21 protein-coding genes and 1 pseudogene are annotated in these 20,435 nt (G+C 49.6%); 19 read left to right on the top strand and 3 right to left on the bottom strand.

From position 1 onward, the window contains the following. Positions 1–3: 3 nt before the first annotated feature. The 14 genes from EDM52_RS18140 to EDM52_RS18205 all read left to right on the top strand — a co-directional run bounded on the left by EDM52_RS18140 (position 4) and on the right by EDM52_RS18205 (position 12,415). Positions 4–1,308 (top strand): aromatic ring-hydroxylating dioxygenase subunit alpha, encoded by a 1,305-nt coding sequence (locus EDM52_RS18140; RefSeq protein ID WP_122910365.1) that lies wholly within the window; start codon positions 4–6, stop codon positions 1,306–1,308. Between the two features lie 22 nt (positions 1,309–1,330). After that, positions 1,331–1,840 carry an aromatic-ring-hydroxylating dioxygenase subunit beta gene (locus EDM52_RS18145; RefSeq protein ID WP_122910366.1) on the top strand — a complete coding sequence of 170 codons (510 nt, stop codon included), beginning with the start codon at positions 1,331–1,333 and terminating at the stop codon, positions 1,838–1,840. Between the two features lie 19 nt (positions 1,841–1,859). After that, positions 1,860–2,645: an SDR family NAD(P)-dependent oxidoreductase gene (locus EDM52_RS18150; RefSeq protein WP_122910367.1), complete on the top strand. Its 786-nt coding sequence runs from the start codon at positions 1,860–1,862 to the stop codon at positions 2,643–2,645. 18 nt (positions 2,646–2,663) lie between these two features. After that, positions 2,664–3,614 carry a VOC family protein gene (locus EDM52_RS18155; protein WP_122910368.1) on the top strand — a complete coding sequence of 317 codons (951 nt, stop codon included), beginning with the start codon at positions 2,664–2,666 and terminating at the stop codon, positions 3,612–3,614. A gap of 61 nt (positions 3,615–3,675) precedes the next feature. Continuing rightward, positions 3,676–4,479: an IclR family transcriptional regulator gene (locus EDM52_RS18160; RefSeq protein WP_245997095.1), complete on the top strand. Its 804-nt coding sequence runs from the start codon at positions 3,676–3,678 to the stop codon at positions 4,477–4,479. Position 4,480: 1 nt separating this feature from the next. After that, entirely contained in the window at positions 4,481–5,302 is an 822-nt protein-coding gene (locus EDM52_RS18165; RefSeq protein WP_122910370.1) for a dienelactone hydrolase family protein, read from the top strand. Between the two features lie 221 nt (positions 5,303–5,523). Next, positions 5,524–6,573 (top strand): ABC transporter substrate-binding protein, encoded by a 1,050-nt coding sequence (locus EDM52_RS18170; protein WP_122910371.1) that lies wholly within the window; start codon positions 5,524–5,526, stop codon positions 6,571–6,573. A gap of 158 nt (positions 6,574–6,731) precedes the next feature. Next, a complete protein-coding gene (locus tag EDM52_RS18175) occupies positions 6,732–7,526 on the top strand; it encodes an ABC transporter ATP-binding protein (RefSeq protein ID WP_122910372.1) in 795 nt (264 codons plus the stop codon). Further along, positions 7,526–8,287 (top strand): ABC transporter permease, encoded by a 762-nt coding sequence (locus EDM52_RS18180; RefSeq protein ID WP_122910373.1) that lies wholly within the window; start codon positions 7,526–7,528, stop codon positions 8,285–8,287. The genes EDM52_RS18175 and EDM52_RS18180 overlap by 1 nt, the downstream gene beginning before the upstream one ends. 5 nt (positions 8,288–8,292) lie before the next feature. Beyond that, positions 8,293–9,042, top strand: coding sequence for an ABC transporter permease (locus tag EDM52_RS18185; protein WP_122910374.1), 750 nt, complete (start codon positions 8,293–8,295; stop codon positions 9,040–9,042). Between the two features lie 140 nt (positions 9,043–9,182). Beyond that, positions 9,183–9,725 carry a cupin domain-containing protein gene (locus EDM52_RS18190; RefSeq protein ID WP_122910375.1) on the top strand — a complete coding sequence of 181 codons (543 nt, stop codon included), beginning with the start codon at positions 9,183–9,185 and terminating at the stop codon, positions 9,723–9,725. 95 nt (positions 9,726–9,820) lie between these two features. After that, positions 9,821–10,636 (top strand): alpha/beta fold hydrolase, encoded by an 816-nt coding sequence (locus EDM52_RS18195; RefSeq protein ID WP_122910376.1) that lies wholly within the window; start codon positions 9,821–9,823, stop codon positions 10,634–10,636. Further along, positions 10,637–11,419 carry an aspartate dehydrogenase gene (gene nadX, locus EDM52_RS18200; protein ID WP_122910377.1) on the top strand — a complete coding sequence of 261 codons (783 nt, stop codon included), beginning with the start codon at positions 10,637–10,639 and terminating at the stop codon, positions 11,417–11,419. A gap of 219 nt (positions 11,420–11,638) precedes the next feature. Then, complete coding sequence (locus tag EDM52_RS18205; RefSeq protein ID WP_122910378.1) at positions 11,639–12,415, top strand: IclR family transcriptional regulator; 777 nt, start codon at positions 11,639–11,641, stop codon at positions 12,413–12,415. A 74-nt stretch (positions 12,416–12,489) separates the two neighbouring features. On the opposite strand, the pseudogene EDM52_RS18210 reads toward EDM52_RS18205, so the two are convergent. Continuing rightward, a pseudogene (locus EDM52_RS18210) lies at positions 12,490–12,990 on the bottom strand (SDR family oxidoreductase); the annotation flags it as partial. 125 nt (positions 12,991–13,115) lie between these two features. On the opposite strand from EDM52_RS18210, the gene EDM52_RS18215 reads away from it, so the two are divergent. From EDM52_RS18215 to EDM52_RS18235, 5 genes are all read left to right on the top strand, one after another. Beyond that, positions 13,116–13,403 (top strand): DUF2325 domain-containing protein, encoded by a 288-nt coding sequence (locus tag EDM52_RS18215; RefSeq protein ID WP_122910379.1) that lies wholly within the window; start codon positions 13,116–13,118, stop codon positions 13,401–13,403. A gap of 199 nt (positions 13,404–13,602) precedes the next feature. Beyond that, complete coding sequence (locus EDM52_RS18220; protein ID WP_122910380.1) at positions 13,603–15,195, top strand: long-chain-fatty-acid--CoA ligase; 1,593 nt, start codon at positions 13,603–13,605, stop codon at positions 15,193–15,195. Between the two features lie 186 nt (positions 15,196–15,381). After that, positions 15,382–16,272 (top strand): serine hydrolase, encoded by an 891-nt coding sequence (locus EDM52_RS18225; protein ID WP_122910381.1) that lies wholly within the window; start codon positions 15,382–15,384, stop codon positions 16,270–16,272. Then, a complete protein-coding gene (locus tag EDM52_RS18230) occupies positions 16,272–17,690 on the top strand; it encodes a serine hydrolase domain-containing protein (protein WP_245997099.1) in 1,419 nt (472 codons plus the stop codon). The genes EDM52_RS18225 and EDM52_RS18230 overlap by 1 nt, the downstream gene beginning before the upstream one ends. Before the next feature lie 171 nt (positions 17,691–17,861). Continuing rightward, on the top strand, positions 17,862–18,584 hold the full coding sequence (locus EDM52_RS18235) for a 3'-5' exonuclease (RefSeq protein WP_122910383.1): 723 nt from the start codon (positions 17,862–17,864) through the stop codon (positions 18,582–18,584). 40 nt (positions 18,585–18,624) lie between these two features. On the opposite strand, the gene EDM52_RS18240 is transcribed toward EDM52_RS18235, so the two are convergent. Together EDM52_RS18240 and EDM52_RS18245 are read right to left on the bottom strand one after the other, a co-directional pair. Next, positions 18,625–19,593: an MraY family glycosyltransferase gene (locus EDM52_RS18240; protein ID WP_122910384.1), complete on the bottom strand. Its 969-nt coding sequence runs from the start codon at positions 19,591–19,593 to the stop codon at positions 18,625–18,627. A 95-nt stretch (positions 19,594–19,688) separates the two neighbouring features. After that, complete coding sequence (locus tag EDM52_RS18245; RefSeq protein ID WP_122910385.1) at positions 19,689–20,000, bottom strand: hypothetical protein; 312 nt, start codon at positions 19,998–20,000, stop codon at positions 19,689–19,691. Positions 20,001–20,435: the final 435 nt, after the last annotated feature.

A 20,435-nucleotide genomic window follows, 5' to 3' on the forward strand; every position in this document is an offset into this window, starting at 1 on the left:
CGTATGAACAAGCCAGAAGTGCTTCTTGACGAAATGACCCGTGAAGAGACCCTTCAATATTTGAACGAAACTGTTCGGCCAGAAGAAGGAGTCATTCCAGCCTACATTTTGGCGGATCCAACCATCTACAAGCTGGAACATGAAAAGATCTTCATGAAAACGTGGGTTCTCCTCGGACATGAATCCGAGTTGTCCGAAAAAAATGACTATCTGACTCGTGATTTGGCCGGTTACTCCGTCATTATTGCACGTGGACAGGATGACGAGATTCGCGCTTTCTACAACATGTGTACGCACCGCGGAATGAAGCTTTGCCGTGCTGACAAAGGCAACAAGGCGAACTTTACTTGTCCGTACCACGGTTTTAACTTCCGCAACAACGGTGAATTGATCGGTGTACCGCTGCAAAACGACATCTATGGTGGTCAACTCGACAAGTCCACCATGAGCCTGAAAAAGGTAACCATTGCGACCTACAAAGGGTTGATCTTCGGTACCTGGAACGACAATCCGCAGCCATTGGAAGAATTCCTGGGCGATTATAAATGGTACATTGACATCGTATTTGGTCGTACCGAGATGGAAGTCGTTGGACCACCACAAAAATTCATCGTGCACTCCAACTGGAAGATCGGTTCTGACAACTTCGTCAGCGACTCCTACCACACCATGGTAACGCATGGTTCGATCGCGGCTCTCGGCATGGTTCCGAGCGCGACTTACTCCAAACGCGGCTACCAGGTGCACACAGAGAATGGTCACGGCTGCAACATCGGAATGCCGAACCCAGACTTCGCATTCCCGCCAAACCTGATGGACGAGTACAAAGCCAATCTATCGGAAGCACAGTTCGAGATGATGTCCAATCTGAAAAACCTGATCGGAACCATCTTCCCGAATCTGTCGCTTCTGGTATCCCATACGAAAATCAAGGATCAGCTGATCTCCAATACGACTATGCGTCTGTGGAAGCCGGTTGGACCTGACAAGATGGAAGTCATGACCTGGTTCATGGTAGAGAAAAACGCAACAGAAGACTGGAAACAACGCTCTCGTGAAGCGTATATCCTGACTTTCAGTCCATCCGGAATCTTCGAGCAGGATGACACAGAAGTATTTACGGATATTACAGCAGCTGCGAGCGGTACGATGCCATTCACGAAACAATTGACGTACAACTACACAATGGGAATGCATCGTGAACCATTGACAGACTTCCCGGGTCCTGGTGTGGCCTACACTGACAAGTTCTCTGAAGCTGGCTCCCGTAACTTTTACCGGTACTGGCTCGACCTGATGAACTCGTAATCTGTAGAGGAGGAAGAACACGATGAGCATGGAAATGATGCTGGCAACACATGAGTTTCAGCAATGGCTGTACCGCGAGGCAAGCCTGCTGGATGAGATTGATTTTGACGGCTGGTTTGCGATGTTCCATCCGGACATTAAATACGTCATGCCTGTTCGCATAAACAAGGAAGGCATGGAGCGACCTGACTATGCGACAGACATGTTTGCATTCAACGACGATTACGAGCTGATGAAGCTGCGTATCGAACGTCTGAAAACCGAGTATGCGTGGGCGGAAATGCCGCCTTCGCGTACTCGCCGCTCGGTGAACAATGTGCGTGTCATGGAGTATGTTGCGAACGAAAAAGCGGTAGTGAAGAGCTACCTGCTCCTGTACCGCAGCCGTTCCACTGACATCTTCAACGATCTGGTATCCGGTGAAAGAACGGATGAATTCACTTATGTAGATGGAGAGTGGAAGCTGTCCAAACGTTTCTTCCTGATCGATCAAACTACGATCAACACGCGTAACCTGGCCATTTTCGTATAAGTAGAGGAGGAAGTCAGCAATGGCAGAGCTTTCGGGAAAATCAGTGTATATTACGGGCGGTGCCTCCGGGATCGGTAGAGCGGTCGTAGAAGGCCTCGTAAATGAAGGAGCTTTCGTTACCGTACTGGATCGCTCAGCAGAAGGACTACAAGAGCTGGAACAGCAGTTTGGCGACAAGATTCGCACGATCACAGGGGATGTGACGATCTATGAAGATCATCAGCGAGCTGTGGAGACGGCAGTCGATGCATTCGGAAAGCTGGATGTTCTGATCTCCAACGCTGGTGTCTTCGATGCTTTTGCCAAGTTCGTCAATGTCACCCCGGAAGCATTGTCTGAGGCGTACGACGTCCTTTTCTCTATCAATGTAAAAGGCAGCTTCTTCGCTGCCAAGGCTGCTGTAGACGAGCTGAAACGGACGCGGGGGAACATCATTTTCACCGTGTCCGGGGCAGGCTTCTACCCGGATGGTGGCGGTGTCTGGTACACAGCGAGCAAGCACGCTCAGATCGGCTTGATGAGACAGCTTGCCTTTGAGCTTGCACCAGATATCCGTGTCAATGCAGTAGCTCCTGGGGGAACGCTGACAGCGCTCTCCGTCATTCCTCCGTTGCGCCCATTTGTAAACGTGGTAGACAACGAGACCAAGGCAAAAAGCATCAAGACGCGCAATCCCCTGAAAATCGTAATGGCATCGGAGGATCACGTCGGTGCTTATCTGCTGCTTGCATCGGATAAAGCGCGTGCGATTACTGGCGAAGTGATTTCAAGTGACGGTGGACTTGCAGTGCGTGGCTTGAGCTAGAAGGAGTGGACTGCAACCATGAGTAAAGCACTATTGGGAACGAGCAAGATCAACCAGATTTGTTTTGTCGTACACGATATAGAGAAAGCCGCAGAATCTTTTGGAAGGCTGTTGGGCGTACCAAAGCCAAGCTGGTTTTTAACTGGTGACAGCTCCATCTCCAAAATCGTTTTTAACGGTGAGCCTACTGGTGCAAGAAACAAATTGATCTTTATGGACACGCCGTCCGTTCAGATTGAGCTGATTGAGCCTGACCAAGAGCCAAGCACCATGCGTGAATTCCTGAACAAACAGGAAGGGATTCATCACGTGGCAGTCGACGTAGACGACATGAAGCAGCAGTTGGCCATCATGGGCGAAGCCGGATATCCAGTCGTTCAGACTGGTGAGTTTACATCCAGCCAAGGCCGCTATGCCTATGTCGATACAGTTCCTGCTTGCAAGACGATGTTCGAACTGCTGGAGCGCGATGAGCCACAAGCGATTCCACCTGTAAAACCAAAAACAGAGGAGCATCAGCCTCTGCTTGGCTCTGATACCGTTGTTCAAATCGCGGTTGTCGTTCGCGATCTGGATGCAGCAGCGGATGCATACTGCTCCCTGCTCGGTGTGGAGAAACCAACTGTGCTCAAAGAAGGCAAGCCGGAAGTGACGCAGGTTGTGTATCGCGGTGAATCGACAGAAGCAAAGTGCCGCTTTATGTTCATCAAAACGCCGTTGATTGAGATCGAACTGATCGAGCCAGGTGATTCACCAAGCACTTGGAAAGAGCATCTCGATACCAAAGGCGAGAGCGTTCACCACATTGCGTTCCTGGTGAAAAACCTGGATGAAAAAGCGGCTGAGCTGGAAGCGATGGGTTATCCGTTGATTCAAAAAGGCTATTTCTTCACAGGAAATGGAAAATACGCCTACATGGATACTGTTTCAGACTATCATGTCATCATCGAGCTTTTGGAAAGATTTTAGATGGAATCAAGAGCGTACGACCGGCATGCTCCCCCCATTCTATGAGAGAGAGGGCAAAGCGGTGGCAAAAACAAAAGAGGATAAAGATCGTTACAATTCCAGTTCCCTGGTGAGGGGATTGGAAATTTTGCGGCTATTCCGACCGGAACAGCCCACACTGTCGCTAGTAGAAATCGCCAATCAGCTGGGAGTCAGCAGAACAACCCCCTTTCGCTTGTTGTTCACCCTTCAGCAGCTGGGTTATCTCAGACAAAGTGAAAGCACGAAAAGGTATGAGCTAACTCCAAAGGTATTGGAATTGGGCTTTGCCTACCTGAACACCTTGCAAATTACGGATGTAGCAAGACCGTATCTGGAGCGGCTGCGAAATGAAACAGGCGGTTCCGCTCACGTGGGGATTCTCGATGAGACCTCAGTCGTGTATGTCGCTTGCGAATCAGCCCGCGGTGTCACACGGCTTTCGGTAGCTGTCGGTTCACGATTGCCGGCACATGCTACAGCGATTGGAAAAACCTTGCTCGCGTTCCAGCCGAAAGACCAGTGGCAGGAGCTGCTTCTCATCTCTGATCTTCATTCCTACACCAAGGATACGAAGACGATGATCACGGCTCTGCTGAAAGAGCTGGAAGTGGTTCGCAACCAAGGCTTTTCCATCAGCAGCGGGGAATTTGAGGCAGGTGTCCGCTCAGTGGCGGCACCGATCTTTAACGAGAGTGGAGAACTGGTTGCTGCGATCAGCGTTGCGGCACCCGAGTCTGTCCTGCCAGAAGATTATGTAGCCCGCTCCGTATTGCCAGCTATCCTGGAAGCAGCCGATGAGTTGTCTACTTTTTATGGATATAAGCTAGCCAGAAGGAGGGGATAAGATGTCCATGCACACGGAATGGATTTCATTTGAACAAAATGGAACCAAACATCGTCTCTACGCCGCTCGACCCGAGCGAGCCAAAGCTCCTCTCCCGGTCGTACTGGTCATCCAGGAATTATGGGGGACAGACGATCACATCCTTGACCTGACCGAAAGATTTGCCAGAGCCGGTTATCTGGCGGTTGCTCCGGATTTGTACGCTGTAGGTGGCCAGCGTCCGGAGAGCTTGACTGAGGAACGGATTGAACAGATCAAGCGATTCCTGGACACGTTGGCGCCGCCTGCCTGGCATGACCCGGTAGCACGTGAAGCGGCATTGGAGAAACAGCCAGAGGAGCTTCGGGAAATTCTGCGTGTCACCTTTACGGATTTGTTCGCTTACCTGGGCAAATTGCCGGAATTGTTGGAACGTATCCAGGCAGCGACAGCTTTTCTTGCTGATCATGAATGGAGCCGTGGCCAAAAGATCGCCTCGATTGGCTTCTGTATGGGTGGGGCTTTGTCGATCATGCTGGCAGCTTCTGAACCGAAGCTGGCCGGAGCAGTGAATTTCTACGGCAGAATGCCTGTTTCCAAAGAACAGGTTGCTGCTATTCAATGTCCGATCCGAGGCTTTTTCGGAGAGTTGGACCCAAAAATTACTTCGCTCGTACCGGAATTTGAGCAGGCGATGAGTGAAGCAAACAAGTCGTTTACGTACAATGTTTACGAGGGAGCGCACCACGGATTTCTAAACGATACGCGTGGCGGTTATCACGTGGAGGCCTCCAGAGACGCTTGGAAAGAGACAATTTACTTTATCCATAAAGTATTATCGTAAATAACTGGAAGTGGAACCATCCTTTATCTGTCAAGCATCTGGCAGGTAAAGGATGGGTTTTTAGTTAGGGAGCTAATTGTTTGTTGATAAATAATATTTAAACTATTTTAACGGTTTTCAATATTGACAAGGATGTGAATAAACTTGTAACATATTGTTTATATGAAAAACCATGTTTTTCATGCGAAACGATATCGAAGAGAGTACAGGGGGGCATCATTGTGAAAAAAGGTTTGGGTAAAATCGCTTTCATCTTGAGTATGGCAGTCGGTTTGGCAGCCTGTGGTTCCGGACAGACCAGTCAGCCGGCACAACAACCGGCAGCAGAACAAAAACCTGCGGAGCAAGCAGCTGCGACAGCAGGTAATCAACCGGTAGAAATCAGATTGGGTGGCGGTTTTGCTTCCGAAGAACCTTTCTGGCTCATGCAAGTAGATCCATCGTTAACGCCAAATCAAGGAAAAAGCTACACGCTGAATCTCACGCAATTCCGTGCCAACGCTGACAGATTGAATGCGTACCAAGCAGATCAAATCGATATCGCATCGATCGGACAAGGTGCAACGATGCTGGCTGCATCCCAAGGAATTCCAGTGAAAGTCATCGGTTCCGTAGTGAAAGATACCCCAGGTGAAGGCTTCAATACCAAGTTCATGGCTCTGAAAGATTCTGGCATCAGCAGCATGGCAGATCTGAAAGGCAAAGTAATCGGTATTCCTGACTTTAAAGCTCCAACTGACCTGTGGGCACGCGCAGCTGTTCGCTCTGCAGGATTGAACCCAGATACAGATGTGAAATACGCGGTCATCCCAATTCCTTCTATGGGTGAAGCGGTAAAATCCAAGAAAATCGACGTAGGTGTTTTCCCGCAGCCATACTTTGAAACTGCCAATGCAAGCGGCGAATTCGTAGAAATCTTCAACTCCAAAACAGGTGTGAATGTAGAAGAAGATTTCCTCGTCATGATGGCGAAGCCTGACTTTGTTACCAATAACGAGCAAGCAATCAAGGACTTTTTGAGTGACTATGTCAACGCCGTGAAGTACTACCAAGAAAATGGTGAAGCAGCTCGTCAAAAAATCATCGATGCAGGCAAAGTAAAAGCTGACCCAGCATTGTATGTAAAAATGCAGGATAACAACCGCTCCATCGACGGTACTGTAAACATCGAGGCATGGGGTAAGCTCCAAGACATGCTGATCGAAGAAAAGTGGTTGGACAAGCCTGTTGATCCGAGCACGATCATCGACATGTCTTACCTGCCTAAGTAAACTATAGGCGCGAATTGCTGCGGCCCCTATCCCCAATATAGGGGCCGCTCATCTGTTTACGGACGAATCGCCACATCAATCATTCATGAAAAACGTCACACGATTGCCACACCCCTTAGAAAGCATGACGTTTTTCAAAGAAAAAAGGAGAATCAGTGATGGAAAACAAGACACCAGCCATGGATATTGAGAAGTTGGGCAAAGTCTACACCCGAGGAAAAGAGGAAGTCACTGCTATCCAGGAGATCAGCTTGCAAGTACCGGAAGGAAAATTTGTCAGCATTGTAGGTCCTAGTGGATGCGGAAAAAGTACTTTCCTTCATATTGTAGGTGGCTTTATTCCCAAGACCAGAGGTACAGTCCGGATTCGCGGAAAGGAAGTAGACAAGCCAGGTCCTGACCGCGGAATGATGTTTCAGGAATCCGCACTTTTCCCTTGGAAAAACGTTTTTGACAACGTGGCATGGGGACTGGAGATCCAAGGAATGGAGAAAGCGAAGCGGGACGAGATCGTCGAGCATTATTTGAAGCTCGTGAATCTGTGGGACTTCCGCAACAATCTGCCATCCGAGCTGTCTGGTGGTATGAAGCAACGTATTTCCCTGGCAAGAGTTCTCGCCTTCAATCCCGATGTTCTTCTGATGGATGAGCCTTTTGGCGCATTGGATGCACAGACACGTGAAAAAATGCAGGTAGAATTGCAACGCATTTGGCAAGAATCAAACAAAAGCGTGATGTTTGTAACCCATGATATTGATGAAGCGGTGTTCCTTAGCGACATCGTGGTCGTCTTTAGCGGCCGCCCAGCTGTAATCAAAGAAATCATCGAAATTGATTTCCAACGTCCACGTACGCTTGACGTCCATAAGACCCAGGAATTTATGAACATTCGCAACCATATCTGGGACCTGCTCCACCAGGAAGACGGCAAATCGGATGAGGAGGGAATGTGATGGATAGTCGCCAGAAAAAAATCGCCGTGCTGGAGATTGTAGGTCTTTTGGCGATTTGGCAAATTCTCGCCAGCCTGCAATGGATTCCGGGGTATCTATCCAGCCCGTTCGTGGTGGGGAGAGAGATGTGGGCTCTACTCGTAAGCGGTGAACTGTTTACCAACGCAGCATCCAGCTTGTACCGCTCATTGCTCAGCTTTTTACTGGTTACGGTACTGGGTATCGTGTTTGGGATTGCAGCAGGATTTTTCAAACCGATCGGCACCTTTTTCCAGCCTATCGTAGACGTGCTGAATCCTGTTCCGAAAATCGCTCTTCTTCCTATATTAATGGTGTGGTTCGGAATCTCGGATACAACACGCGTTCTGCTGATCTTTTTGACCGCATTCTTTCCTTGCTTTATTGCGACCAAGGACGGGGTGCACGGGGTGAAGCAAGTGTTCATCTGGGCTGCTGAAAATATGGGAGCCAACAAACTACAGATTTTGTGGAAAGTAGTCCTTCCGGCTGCACTTCCCAAGATCTTCGATGGATTGCGGGTTTCACTGGGCTTGACCTTCGTCATGATGTTCTCCTCTGAAATGATTGGTTCTTCCAACGGTTTGGGGCTCGGCTTCATGATCTTGATGGCAGATATGGCCGGACGTACCGACTTGATGTTTGTCTCTGTCTTCTTCATTGCCCTTCTCGGCTTTTTGTTTGATCGAATTTTGCTGGCTGTCCGTGCACGATTGCTCTGGTGGTCGGAGAACAGGGGGTAAACATCATGAAAAAAGGTTGGAAGTTACTCGTCGAATATCAAGCGCTCATTTGGATCGTGGTGGCATGGGAGCTCATCGTATTCCTGCAAATCATGCCTGAGCGGCTGTTCCCTTCCTTGTCAAAAGTACTTGTCGTTGCCTTTGAGCTGATCACGACCGGGATGCTGATGGAGAATCTGCCCATCACCTTGTTCCGCGTATTCTCCGGATTTGCTTTGGCTGCTGTCGTCGGAGTTCCATTGGGTCTGATGATGAGCCGCTCGAAGCTGATGAACGATTTAGTGCAGCCCGTTTTCTCTCTGGGATTCCCGATCCCGCGCGTAGCGCTCTATCCGATCCTAGTCTTTATCTTGGGTCTCGGTTCTGCATCCAAGATCACGATGATTTTTCTGGAATGTCTGTTCCCGATCGTTCTCAATACCTACTACGGTGCGACTCGCGTAGGCAAGCTGTATCTGTGGGCTGCTGAAAATATGGGAGCAAACCGCAACCAGGTCTTTTGGCGCGTGCTTTTGCCGGCTACGATGCCTTCTATCTTTACCGGTTTGAAAATTGCCCTGCCTATGGCTTTCATCATCGCGATCCTGACAGAGATGATTGGAGCGACAGCGGGCATGGGATATCTCCTGACCTACATGTCTGCGTCCCTGATGCAGGAGAAGGTATTGGCGTGTGTTGTGCTGATTACAGTCGTCGGCTATCTCTTGAATTTACTGATCCAGAAAATTCAGCGCAAGTACGTTTTCTGGCAGTAAAAGTCTCAGACTCTTACTCGTTACCGTGTTTTCTTACCATTTCGAATATTGACTTTCACGGAGAATCCGCTTATAATTGATTTAAATACAAAACAATGTTTTTCATTTAAAACACAAATTCGATTGAGGAGGCTTTATCCATGAGTGAACAAAACATCTCCATTGAAGAATTTGAGCAAAAATATGTAGCCCGCCTGGAAACAAGAAAACTTGACTACAACGCACTTTCTTTCCAAGAGCAAATCAGCCCGCACTACCGCCGTGCACAATGCCGTTATGTTGGTACTGGCGCAGTAGCTGCAGTTGATAGCAACGTGATTCAAGCAGGAAACTTCACTTTGAGCAACATGTACCTGCCAGCAGGCTGCGAAGGCCCTATGCACTTGCATGAAGACGTAGAAGAAGTATTCTTCGTAATCAAAGGTAGCGTAACGGCTCGCGTACAAATCGGCGACACCATTCATGAGCTCAAATTGAGCGAGCGCGATTGCATCTGGACTCCTCCAGGCTACTACCGCGGTGTTCGCAACGATAGCGATGAAGAAGCAATCATGGCTGTTATGCTGGGTGCTCCAAAACCACAAATCCCAACATACGAGCCAGGCAGCGCTCTCGAAAACCTCCGCGTTGAGCGTGCAAAAGCAAAAGCAGCAGCAGCTGCAGCTGAAGCAGAAAAAAAATAATGACAGGCAATTGCCTATCATGTTGAGAAGACCGGCATTCGCCCGGTCTTTTCCTTTCCTGCTTCCTATTCCATTAATCAATTGAGGTGATCGATATGCCATTTACACAAGTAGGTTCGCTTTCGATTCATTATCAGACAGCCGGTGAAGGCGTTCCCCTCATTCTTTTGCACGGCCTCGGAAACAATTCCCAGTCCTGGTCCAGACAGTACGCAGGACTCCAGGATTCCGTTCAGGTCATCGGCTGGGATACGCCTGGCTACGGCCAAAGCTCGGACCCTGATCCGGAATTCCGTACATTTGGGGAGCTGGCAGATCTATTAAAAGGATTTCTGGATTCCCTAGGTTTGGACAAGGTCTATCTGCTGGGTCATTCGATGGGAAGTACAACGGCGATGGAGTTTGCTGCCAAGTATCCGCACTATTTGAAAGGTCTCATTTTGGCTGCAAGCACGCGCGGAGGTGCGACTAATCCAGAGACAAACGAGAAGAAGCTGAAGGGTCGTCTGAACAACATCGAAAATCTGCCGCCAGAAGAATTGGCAGAGCTGCGCACGCCTGCGATGTTTTCTCCGTATGCAGCACCAGAGCTGATTGCTGAAGGCAAACGAATCATGTCCCAGGTGCGCCTGGCTGGCTACCGCTCTGTGGCTTATTCACTGTTCCATGCGGACCAAACGCCGCTGCTGGCTTCCATCCAAGTACCAACACTGTTGATCTGTGGGGAAGATGACGGTGTGACACCTGTGCCGGAATCTGAGATCGTGCATCAGGGAATCACCGGATCGACACTGAAGCTGATCCCGAGAGCGGGACATCTGTGCTACATGGAGCAGCCAGAGCAATTTAATGCCTTGGTGCGGTCGTTCGTGGAGGAGCGCGAAGCGGCGGCCAAGAAAGGGGAAGCTTAGATGAAAATTGGGATTATTGGAGGAGGAAGCATCGCGACCTTCCTTTTGCAAAGTATCAATGTTGATCGAGTACTGCCTCATTGTACCGTTGAGTCGGTTTTGGTACGCCGTCCTGAGGTTGCCGAGGAATGGGAGAATCGCTACGGCGTCAATGGCTATCAGGATCTGAATGCCTTTATGGATTCGGGCATTGACTTGGTCGTAGAAGCCGCTACTGTTCAAGCTGTACAAGAGTATGCGGAGAAAGTCATCGCAAAACGCAAGGACCTGGTCATCATCAGCGTGGGAGCACTGGTGGATCAGGAGCTGTATCAACGACTGAACGATAGCTGTCGTCAGTCCGGAACGCGCATCATGCTGCCATCCGGTGCGATCGGGGGGCTTGATGTTATTCACTCCGCGATGAGCTCAGGTCAGCTGGAATCCGTGTCCCTGACTACACGCAAGCCGCCGCTATCCCTGATTGGACGAGAAGTCGAGATCGAGGAAGTCGTCTTCGAGGGAACGGCAACAGAAGCGATCAGCAAGTTCCCCAAAAACATCAACGTTGCGATTGTTTTATCTCTTGCCGGACTTGGCAGCGACAAGACAACGGTCAAAATCGTGGCTGATCCACAAGCGACCAAGAATACTCACTGCATTGAGGCAGTGGGAGCTTTTGGGCGGATGACAATTCAACTGGAGAACGATCCGATGCCATCCAATCCAAAAACCAGCTATCTGGCTGCGCTGAGTGTGCTCTCTTCGCTGAAAAAGAAAACGGAATACATTTCGATTGGCTAACACCATCGGAAGGGTTGAACGAACCTAGAGCTTTTCAGATGGGGATTCGTACCAAAGTTAGGAGCTTCGTTAGAGAACAGCTTCGTCGCATTTTAAGGGCGAAGCTGTTGACTTCTGAGAGTTTTCCAGTTCGCACTTGTTACGTACCCGCAAGAAAGACTACAATAGGAAGCAAACCACCTATTGCACGTTCCTTAGTGAAAGGAGTAACAAGCGCCTATGTCGAAAACGGAAAAAGACCGCTACCTTTCGAATTCTCTTATTAGAGGATTGGAAATATTAAAAATGTTTGATGCCTCGACGCCTACTTTGAGTTTGGTGGAGATTGCTTCCCGGATGGGAGTGAGTCGTACGGTTCCCTTCCGATTCCTCTATACACTGCAGCATCTGGGTTACCTGTATCAGGACGAGATCACCAAGCGTTATCAGCTTACACCAAAAGTCATGGATCTGGGCTTTGCCTACCTCAATACCTTGCAGCTGCCCGATTTGGCCAGACCATATCTGGAAAAGCTTCGCGATCAGACGGGAGCGTCTGCTCATATGGGCATCCTGGACGGCCATGAGGTGGTCTACGTCGCACGTGCGGCTACCAGCACGAGCTTTTCGACCTTGAATGTCATGATTGGCTCACGCTTGCCTGCACATGCCACCTCGATGGGGAAAGTCCTGCTAGCCTTTTTATCGAAGGAAAAGTTGCAATCCTGGAATGATACAGTGAATCTTCCCTCTTTTACTAGTCAAACCAAAACCATGCTGCTTGATTTGAAGCAGGAATTGGAAGATATTCGCCGCAAAGGCTATGCCATCAGCAAGGAAGAATTCGAGATCGGCATTTGCTCCGTAGCGGTTCCGATATTTGATCGTGATGGACAGATTATCGCAGCGATCAACGTCGCAGCGCCAACCAGTGTGTTGAACCCTGACATCCTGGAATCGCAAATCGTTCCGGTAATCTGTGAGACAGCGAAATCGTTGTCCGGATACGCGAAGTAGAAAGAAAGCCAGAAGCAAAAACCGCTGTTGCGAGCTGACAGCGGTTTTTTGCATGCGCTTTATGTTCGTTCGCGTCAACGGTACCCAGCAGCATTCGCTGGTTTCCCGGCATTCTGCACTTCAGCGATATACCGGAACGCATCAGGCCTTGAGCCGTCCAGATCGCAAAAGCCGTACGCTTGTGCCAGCTGACCGCTTGAAAAAGATTGACCATTCCAGCGCGCGACCTCCGGATCAGCGGCTAAAGCGGCAACGGCACGCCCTACAAAACGCGGCGTTTCCGAGATGACAAAATGCGGCTCTTTTTCGGTGGCGTCACGCCAGTTAGCTTCGGTAACACCAAAGTGATCGAGCATGATTTCCGAACGCATCCAACCCGGAGTCACGGCTACGGCCGTGCAAGCATGCGGGGAAAGTTCATGGGACAATGATTTGGCCATACGGATGACAGACGTCTTGGCTAGATCGTAGAACAGGGATAAACGGTAGTTTTGGTCGTTGTATTCTGCCGTTCCGTCGGTGATCTCGACAACCAGGCCGTTCTTGTTGCGAATTAACAAAGGCAGGCTTCCATGCGGTTAGAAAAGGTTGGCTAACCAAAAACGTTCATGCTATAATACACACTAAACAACTCGGATTAATGTAGATTAAGATGACAACGCAATCAGTTTCACGAAAAATCGGAGGGGAGGAAAAGAAAATGGCAGGTGTCCTTGTTATTGGTGGAGATAAAGTGGGGGCAATTGAGAACATGCTGCAAGAGAAAGGATTTCGCAATGTGTACCACGTGTCCGGCAGAAAAAAATCAGAGGTAAAGGCCATGATTCCAGCGGACACGGAGCTGATCGTCGTCTTTATCAATTTCGTCAACCACAATCTTAGTAAAAATATTAAAAAGCTGGCGAAGCAAAAGCAGGTGCCGATCGTCTTTTGCCGCAGATCGTGTGAAGCGGTATCCTTGTCCATGTACGAACCGGTGATCAGTTGAACATCATCTGCTGTTACATAGAAGAAGCAAAGGTGGGCAAAAAGGAGCATTTCCGTGAAGAGGTTCCCTGTTCGAGGCAGGAGAGATCACGGGGATGTTCCTTTTTTTACATGTAAGCGCTTCAGCAAGAGGAATTAAGCCTATTATGATTGAATTATATATACAGAATCAGCCTATCACGTGAAAGGGAGTGTTGTTGATGTCACAGCTAGACATGACGCAGGTAACCTTGCCAGAAGTACTGGAATCCACCTGCGAGCGCTACCCAGAGAGAAGTGCTGTTTATTTCAAGGGAATGCAGATGGATTATCAGACGCTGACAGAACGTGTGCGTCGCTTTGCAGCAGGATTGCGTGATCTGGGAATTGAAAAAGGGGATCGAGTAGGGATCATGCTGCCCAACTGCCCGCACTTTCCAATCGCGTATTACGGGATTTTGCAAGTAGGAGCGATTGTGGTCCAGATCAATCCGATGGCAGTCCCTGCTGAACTCGAGCATTTCCTGGGAGACTCCGGAGCGAAAGCCATCGTGGTGTTCGCGCCGCTGCTTCCTGTGATCGATAAGGTGGCACAAGCAGCCAGCCTGAAGAAAATCGTCGTAGAGCTGCCGCCAAGCGGTGTAACATATAGTGGAAACAACATTCTTTTCGAAGCCTTGTTCGCATCAGGAGAATCCTTGCCCCGCGTTCCCTTGAGCACAGATGACATCGCAGTGCTGCAATACACAGGAGGGACGACTGGTCGATCCAAGGGTGCGATGCTCACTCACGGCAATCTCGTCTGCAACGCTTTCCAGATCTCACAAATCCTGAAGGCTTCCAAGGATGGAGAGGCCGAGGACGATCAGGATCGCATCCTGACGGTTATTCCCCTCTTTCACGTATATGGCATGACCGTGTGTATGAATATGGGAATCATAGACGGTTCGCAGCTGATTATGCTCCCTCGCTTTGATCGGGACGAGGTTCTGGAGACCATACGAGATGCCAAGCCAACGCTTTTCCCAGGAGTGCCGACGATGTACGTGGCCGTGAATGCCCATCCCAACGCCGCTGAATATGGACTGTCCTCGATTCGCTTTTGCCTGAGCGGATCTGCGCCGCTGCCCGTAGAGATTATCAAGGAATTCACGGCAAAGACGGGAAGCACGATCATGGAAGGCTATGGCTTGTCTGAAGCCTCTCCGGTGACGCACTTCAATCCGATCGACAAGCAAAAGCCAGGATCCGTAGGGAAAGCCATTTTGCACACCGAGTCCAAGATCGTAGATTTGCAGGACGGAAAAAGCGAGCTTGCGCCTGGTGAGGTTGGCGAGCTGATCATTCGCGGACCGCAAGTCATGAGCGGGTACTGGAACATGCCGGAAGAAACCGAGAACGTCATTCGCGACGGCTGGCTGTACACAGGGGATATCGCATACAGGGACGAAGAGGATTACTACTATATCGTCGATCGCAAAAAAGACATGATTATCGCTGGAGGCTACAACATCTACCCGCGTGAAGTGGAAGAAGTTCTGTATCAGCACCCGGCTGTAATGGAAGCTGTGGTCATCGGTGTACCGGATGCCTATTTGGGTGAGAGTGTGAAAGCCGTCGTGGTTCTCAAGGCAAACGCCAGCCTGACAGCAGAAGAGCTGAACGCATTTTGCCGCGAAAACATGGCCGCCTACAAAGTTCCCCGTCTCATCGAATTCCGGGATTCCCTGCCGAAAACAGCGGTTGGTAAAATCCTGCGCAGAACGCTGCGTGAGCAGGAGCTGGCGAAGACGGCTGCCGAGCAGTCGGAGTAATAGAGCTAAAATGAAGGTGACCCACAGGCATTCGAACTGCTTGTGGGTCTTTATGTGGAACAACCACCCAAGCTTGACCGAGATTCTTTTCTTCTATTGAACATCAAGGATAAATCTTCCTCCATGTCGAAAAGAAGGAGTAACGATGTAGAAAACACCGAGATAAACGAATGGAGGCAAAAAGTCATGAAGTGGCAACAGGTGATTGATGAGGTATTGCAGGAGGCGCAAGGGGAATTTGGCGTAGCGGTCACCCATCTGGAGTCTGGTGAGACAGCGGGGCATCAGGCAGATCAGCTATTCCAGATGGCTAGTGTCTTTAAGATTCCGATTATTGTGACATTGATGCGGGATGTCGACGCAGGGAAATTCAGGCTGGATCAACGCGTTACCTTGCGATATGAAGAGCGGGTACCTGGTTCAGGTGTATTGCAGGAGCTGGATTCCGGTGCTGCCTTGACTGTAAAGGACTTGGCGATGCTGATGACCATTGTCAGCGACAACTATGCCACTGACATGCTGATCAACCTCGTCGGGTTGGAAAATATAGAGGCTCACATGCGGGAATTGGGACTCAGGAACATCTATCTGCCTCAGACTACCTGGCAGCTGTTAAATCGCTGTGTAGGGATGGAGGAACCGTCTCCCTCACCTGCAGGATTCGCTGAATTTGAGCGTAGGGAAGAGACGGGAGACTATGAATTGATGTTCGATGTGGGAGAGCCTACGACAGCGAACAATGTTGCGTCACCCGCTGACCTGAATCGACTGCTGACGATGGTAGCAAAGAAAGAGATCCTAAGTGAAGCATCATGCGATCTGATTCTTGATATTTTGCGCCGTCAGCAGTACAACAGCCGACTCCCCCTTCTTCTGCCAGAAGGAACAAAGGTCGCGCACAAGACCGGTACGGTGAATGGCGTCGTGAACGATGCGGGCATCATCTATCTGCCAGATGGCAGGGGGTCGATCGCGATCACGGTCTTGTCCAGGAATGTAGCCGAAAAACAAGCGGCAGAACGCACAATCGCACAGGTGGCGAGAGCCGTATACGATCAGGCGATGGGAGGGGTATGATGATGCAAGCATGGGCTGAAGCTTTTGAGGAATATGCGAAAAAACTGCTGGAGGAATCAAAGGTTCCCGGTGCGGTAATTGCGGTTGCGCGTGACGGAGAGTGGATGTATCAGCAGACATTCGGTGAACGGGATCGGGAGCAGCAATTGCCGCTTTCGATGGATACGGTATTTGGGATCGCTTCCGTGACCAAATCCTTTACGTGTGTAGCAATCATGCAGCTTCAGGAGGCGGGGAAGCTGTCCGTCACCGATCCGGTGGTTCGCTATTTGCCAGAGTTTCATTTTTTGAACGACGCTTATACCCAAGCCATCACGATCGAGCATTTTATGGCGCACACACCGGGCATGCCGCCTTTGCCTTATTTAGATGGGGCGATGAAGCGCAGCATGGAGCATGACCCTGCCATTATCGGGACTGAGGCGGAAGAGGAGCTGAAGACCGTTCCCTACCTGGATACCTATGAAGAGGTGCTGGACGCGATAGCGAAGTGGGAGGGTACCGGTTTGGGTGCTCCGGGGACGGCGTTTAGCTACAACAACGATGGGTATGGGCTGCTTGGCGCGATCATCGAGCGAGTGAGCGGACAGACCTACGAGCAGTACATGACCGAACATATTCTGCAGCCGCTTGGGATGACGAGAACGGTATTCGCGGTGGAAGACTTGCCTAATCAAGAGGATGTCACGACCCTCTACACGCGGAAAAAAATCGATGGAGAAGAGCAAGTGATCGCTGCTCCGATCTGGCACGATGCCCCCGCGATGCGAGCTTGTGGATTCCTCAAGTCTACGGTTCGTGATCTGATGAGGTATCTGGAGCTGTTTCGTACAAGCGGAGAGGCACCCGTAAGCGGCGTGCTGTCGAGGGAGAGCATCCAGCAAATGACGACCCCGCACGCCAGATGCGACGGGTATCGCTCCTACGGCTACGGTTTGATGATCTCTCCTGCTTTTCCTGATGGACCATTGATCGAGCATGGAGGTTCGCTGAAAGGAATCAGCTCTCATGTGTTTACGCAACCGGATACAGGACTTAGCGGAGTAGTGCTGACCAATGTGGATGGCGTACCTGTTCGCGACCTCGTATTAGGCATTCTCAACACGATCTCCCATAAACCGGCAGACGCGCTGGTCTATCCGATCGAAAGCTGTGAATTGTCAGTGGAGCTGCACACCGATTATGTGGGCTTGTTCAAGTCACAGGAATGGATGAAGGTAGAGATCGTGAGCAAAGAGCAGGAGCTGTATTTGAAAGCGGACGACGGCATGTATCCGCTCATCCCGGTACAAAAGGACAGCTTTGTGTTCAAGCGCGGCCGCTCTGCTGTCTGGATTGACTTCAGCCGTTCGGACGAGGGAAAAGTCGAGCGGATGAGCTATTCGCTGCGCCAATTGACCAAGGTAGAGAATGCATAAGTAGATCGCTAGTAATAAGAAATCAGCCGCTTTCCTCATTCAGAGGGGCGGCTGCATTTGATTTCCATAGCGAGGTTGTTTATCTTGGAGTTGAAAGGTGAGCCATTTATTTTGATTTTCTACCCCTGTAACCGTCATAATAGAAGTATTACGCTCAGGATGTGATTACGCATGCAAATCATCGTATTTGATCTGGAGACTACACTTACCTATCAAAAAAACAAGATACCGGAAATCATCGAAATCGGAGCGGCCAAGGTAGTGCCTGGAAAAAACGGAGTGGAGGTAGACACCTTCCAGCGGTATACCTTTCCGGCTATTGAACGAAGAATTTCTGAGCGAACCTGCCATTTTATTGGATTGGATAAGGAGAATTTGCCAGATTTTATCCCTTTTCAAACAGCCTTTGCAGATTTTCTGGAGTGGATCGGCACGGACTCAGAGTACTATTTGTGCACGTGGGGCAAAGACGATAAGCGACTGATGATCGAGCATTGTGCCAGGTTCGGGCTCCCCTTTGACTGGCTGCAAAACTACAACGACATCCAGCCTCCGATCAGCATGCTGCTCGCCGAGCGCAAGCAGATGGGACTTAAAGATGCGATTGATGCAGCCGGAATCGTCCAGGAAGGCAGGCTCCATTCGGCATTGGTAGACGCTATACATACGGCACATCTGTTGATCAAGTACAACAACATCGTTCATCTGGTCAAAAATACGCCAGAAGAAAACTATACGATGTCCAGCTCTCTGTATGTCACCTGCCGCTCCTGCAAAAAATCAAAGTATTATACAGCGTTTGGTCGCAAAAGCAGAAGATGCATTTCTTGCATGCAGCGCAGAAAGAAGCTGGAACAGGCAGCAGCCGATCCGGCACTAATCGAACAGAAATAAAGGAAAATGCCGCCGGGCGATGGACCCAGACGGCATTTTTTTATACCCCTAACAGGAGCAGAATGATCGAGGTCAGGCTAAAGCAGACACTGATCAGACATAGAAAGGCGACGACCTGCTTTGGATTCAAGCCCGATTTCAACAGCCGGTAATGAACCTGGGTGGCGTCAGCTTGATAAATCGGTTTTCCTTGTATCAGGCGTTTGGTTACAACGAACAGATTGTCAAAAATCGGGACGCCCAGAGCCAGGATCGGAATGAACAGGGAGAGGACAGTCGCTTGCTTGAAGGCCCCATCCAGCGCAATCACGGCCAGTATAAAGCCGAGGAACGTAGCGCCCGCATCACCCATGAAAATCTTGGCTGGCGGTTTGTTGTAACGCAGATAAGCCAGAGATACCCCGACCAGACTGATCGCCATCACGGCTGACGTGCTCTGTCCTTTGGTCAAGGCGACTACAAACAGCGTACCTGCCGAGATCGCCGTCAATCCGCCAGCCAGTCCATCCATCCCGTCAGAGAAATTGATGACCGTCGTCACACCGAAAATCCAGAGAATCGTCAGGATAAATTGCAGCCAGACCGGGAGCAGGATGTACTCGCCGCTGAGTGGATTGTAAAAGCCGGAAAAGGTAATGCCCGACAAATAGACAATCACGGCTGCGGATACCTGGATAATCAGCTTGGGCAGTGCAGGGAAATCCTTGCCCTGTGTTTTGTACCAGTCATCGATCGTTCCGATGGTCAAGAGCAGCAGAGAACCGCACAAGACCGCGATGGTCTGGCTGGCTGACTCTTTGGAAAAAAACAGAAAGGAAACGGCAAAGCCGATGAAGATCGCATAGCTGGCTGTAAGCGGAATCGGCTCCCGATGAATTTTTCGTTCGACATCTTTCCTAGGCTTGTCCACAAAATCCAGCCTGAAGGCCAATCTACGCAAGGGAGGAATCAGGAGCATCACGATGCAAAAAGAAACAATAAATGATAGCGCGTACTGAATCGGAATCATCTCCTACACAACACGAGAGCTGTTTTTTCTCATCTCATACCTCTCTATTATAGGCAGAAAAAAAGGGGTTGTCGACATCTGGAAAAACAACCCACTCAATGCTGGACATTGTCTGTTTCTGTTGATGACTGACCGGGTGTCTTTCTGACTCGTACCCAATCGACCAACAAATAGGTTGCAGGGATCAATTCAGTGATGAACAGAAAGACAATTTCACCATGCAGCAAGAGGTGAGCGAGCTCTGTCTTCGTTTTGACCATGAATAAAGAAAGACCGATCATCATGGCTGTCATGGAAAAAGTAAACGGCTTATGGTCATGTAACTCAAAGGTATGGGTAAGCGCGATGACCGCTACATACAAGTACAGACTGATTTTGATAAAAAGACTGGTCAACCAGACGACCATAAGGACAGGCTTGAAGCTTCGTCGTTAATCGACTCGGTCTGTGAATCGGGCAATCGGCCTTTGTTCCTGTGCGAATACGTTCTCTTCTTCATACGAACACCCTGCTTATGGATATTGAATGTTGTGGATATCTTTACACAAAATTCCTATCCTTATTCTTGACTGGAGAGCGATGGTTACGCTATAGTGTGGGTATCCTCATCTAAAGGAGAGATTTTGATGTCGGTGATCGTTCTTAACTAATCAAATTCCATACAGAGGTTTTGGTAATCCACTGAAATTTTGCTGTCCAAAGCAAGGTTTATTTTTTTGTGGCTTATTGAAGGCCTTGGAATTAGTTAAGAACAACGGATATCATACAATGCCTTAGGTGAAACCCTATCATTGCGCCCAAAATCCGTGCTGAGTTCAGCGCGGTTTTCTTTTTGTCGCGCA

Origin of the sequence: Brevibacillus invocatus (assembly GCF_003710915.1) — a bacterium.
Lineage (GTDB): Bacteria > Bacillota > Bacilli > Brevibacillales > Brevibacillaceae > Brevibacillus > Brevibacillus invocatus.

What these genes read in the sequence shown, in the direction of transcription:
- EDM52_RS18140 (WP_122910365.1), top strand. Translation starts at nt 4, where the DNA reads ATGAACAAGCCAGAAGTGCTTCTTGACGAAATGACCCGTGAAGAGACC.
- EDM52_RS18145 (WP_122910366.1), top strand. Translation starts at nt 1,331, where the DNA reads ATGAGCATGGAAATGATGCTGGCAACACATGAGTTTCAGCAATGGCTG.
- EDM52_RS18150 (WP_122910367.1), top strand. Translation starts at nt 1,860, where the DNA reads ATGGCAGAGCTTTCGGGAAAATCAGTGTATATTACGGGCGGTGCCTCC.
- EDM52_RS18155 (WP_122910368.1), top strand. Translation starts at nt 2,664, where the DNA reads ATGAGTAAAGCACTATTGGGAACGAGCAAGATCAACCAGATTTGTTTT.
- EDM52_RS18165 (WP_122910370.1), top strand. Translation starts at nt 4,481, where the DNA reads ATGTCCATGCACACGGAATGGATTTCATTTGAACAAAATGGAACCAAA.
- EDM52_RS18175 (WP_122910372.1), top strand. Translation starts at nt 6,732, where the DNA reads ATGGAAAACAAGACACCAGCCATGGATATTGAGAAGTTGGGCAAAGTC.
- EDM52_RS18180 (WP_122910373.1), top strand. Translation starts at nt 7,526, where the DNA reads ATGGATAGTCGCCAGAAAAAAATCGCCGTGCTGGAGATTGTAGGTCTT.
- EDM52_RS18185 (WP_122910374.1), top strand. Translation starts at nt 8,293, where the DNA reads ATGAAAAAAGGTTGGAAGTTACTCGTCGAATATCAAGCGCTCATTTGG.
- EDM52_RS18190 (WP_122910375.1), top strand. Translation starts at nt 9,183, where the DNA reads ATGAGTGAACAAAACATCTCCATTGAAGAATTTGAGCAAAAATATGTA.
- EDM52_RS18195 (WP_122910376.1), top strand. Translation starts at nt 9,821, where the DNA reads ATGCCATTTACACAAGTAGGTTCGCTTTCGATTCATTATCAGACAGCC.
- nadX (WP_122910377.1), top strand. Translation starts at nt 10,637, where the DNA reads ATGAAAATTGGGATTATTGGAGGAGGAAGCATCGCGACCTTCCTTTTG.
- EDM52_RS18205 (WP_122910378.1), top strand. Translation starts at nt 11,639, where the DNA reads ATGTCGAAAACGGAAAAAGACCGCTACCTTTCGAATTCTCTTATTAGA.
- EDM52_RS18215 (WP_122910379.1), top strand. Translation starts at nt 13,116, where the DNA reads ATGGCAGGTGTCCTTGTTATTGGTGGAGATAAAGTGGGGGCAATTGAG.
- EDM52_RS18220 (WP_122910380.1), top strand. Translation starts at nt 13,603, where the DNA reads ATGTCACAGCTAGACATGACGCAGGTAACCTTGCCAGAAGTACTGGAA.
- EDM52_RS18225 (WP_122910381.1), top strand. Translation starts at nt 15,382, where the DNA reads ATGAAGTGGCAACAGGTGATTGATGAGGTATTGCAGGAGGCGCAAGGG.
- EDM52_RS18230 (WP_245997099.1), top strand. Translation starts at nt 16,272, where the DNA reads ATGATGCAAGCATGGGCTGAAGCTTTTGAGGAATATGCGAAAAAACTG.
- EDM52_RS18235 (WP_122910383.1), top strand. Translation starts at nt 17,862, where the DNA reads ATGCAAATCATCGTATTTGATCTGGAGACTACACTTACCTATCAAAAA.
- EDM52_RS18240 (WP_122910384.1), bottom strand. Translation starts at nt 19,593, where the DNA reads ATGATTCCGATTCAGTACGCGCTATCATTTATTGTTTCTTTTTGCATC.
- EDM52_RS18245 (WP_122910385.1), bottom strand. Translation starts at nt 20,000, where the DNA reads ATGGTCGTCTGGTTGACCAGTCTTTTTATCAAAATCAGTCTGTACTTG.